At 46.7% G+C, this 947-nt stretch carries 1 protein-coding gene and 1 pseudogene; both read right to left on the reverse strand.

Annotation, left to right across the window (positions count from 1 at the left end):
• Positions 1-234: pseudogene (locus R8N49_RS25525) on the reverse strand (2-octaprenyl-6-methoxyphenyl hydroxylase); the annotation flags it as partial.
• Between the two features lie 23 nt (positions 235-257).
• Entirely contained in the window at positions 258-836 is a 579-nt protein-coding gene (locus R8N49_RS25530) for a YecA family protein (protein WP_005457285.1), read from the reverse strand.
• Between the last annotated feature and the right edge of the window lie 111 nt (positions 837-947).

The raw sequence follows: 947 nt of genomic DNA on the forward strand, positions 1-947 counted from the left end.
CGGGGTCGAAAAAGGTTCAATCGCAGACCATAACGCTAAGTGACGCAGCAGGTTAACCGTACCATAAGACAAAGCAATCGAGCGCGAATCAAAGCCCGGATGCTGATCCGATTGCGCTTTAAACGGTTCAACAACGGCAACACGCAAAGCCCCTTGAGACAAATGCTCAATCGCTAAAGCTAGTGTAGCCCCAGCCATGGCACCACCAGCAATTACTACGTCATATTGCTTCATGTTAACCTCTGGTCTATCTACGATTAATGGATCGTCGGTTTGCTTTCGCTGCTTTCTGGGCGAGCTCCGAACTCTGCATGAATGGTAAGTACGCAAGCTTTCACGTGTTCAATGACTTGTTCCAGCAATTGTGCTTGTTCACCAAAGTCATCATCTTCATCAATGCCTAACTTGGCAATTTCTTCTAGGTCAGCCAACGCTTCTTTTGCATCATCCGATGCATTGTTCAGCGCAATGCCTGCTAAACCAAGACCAGAGATAAAGTGATTCACAAAATCAGACAAGCTATCTGCCAACGCGAATAAACCCTCTTCGCCCGACTCATCCGGCAGAAGTAGTGACAGCTCCATGGATGAACCCGTTAGCTCGTTCGCCGTCACTTTGAAGACCGTCTGTGCAAAAGCTAACGCAGTCGTTGGCCAGCCCATGCCATCATTGGTGTAATCGAATAGAATTGGTTGCCAGGTTTGATCGTTAATCGCCAATCCACCACTTAGCATGCCGACAAGCAAACCGTGCAGCTCCGCAGGTGTCACAGCTAAACTTGCAGATTGTAGCTCTGCAGCAATAGATTGATATTCTGGAAGGGTGATTTCACTCATAACTTGGCTCATTCTTGCGTAATAATGTATCGACATATCCTACCATCAAGGTTAGTGGTCTGAAACGGCTATCAAATTCAATTTTGGACAGCATTTGTTCAATTTGCCCAA

The organism is Vibrio sp. 1978 (assembly GCF_033344345.1).